Genomic DNA, 264 nt, shown 5'->3' on the forward strand with positions numbered 1-264 from the left:
GACAGATTCGGTATTGGGCCCAAGTTTTTGCTATCCATGGTGCAGCTTCATTTTTACCAACTAAACATGCTGTTTCTGCTCAAACAAAGCTAAAAGCATTAAATTTAATGTGGACGAATGACTGGTCTCTCTCGCACACTAGCGCAGTATTTAACCTCTCGTCCCCTGGGATACTTTCTGTCTGGCTCAAAAGATTTAACGAGCTCGGTATCAAAGGGCTCAAAATTCGCCAGAAAGGAAGACCTTCAATGAAACAGCAGCCTC

General features: G+C 43.6%; 1 protein-coding gene. It reads left to right on the plus strand.

All coding sequences use genetic code 11. The features are described from left to right. Positions 1 to 264: helix-turn-helix domain-containing protein (locus VJL_RS27470; protein WP_038882144.1), on the plus strand; the 264-nt coding region annotated here is incomplete at both ends.

Origin of the sequence: Vibrio jasicida CAIM 1864 = LMG 25398 (genome assembly GCF_000400365.1) — a bacterium.
GTDB lineage: Bacteria > Pseudomonadota > Gammaproteobacteria > Enterobacterales > Vibrionaceae > Vibrio > Vibrio jasicida.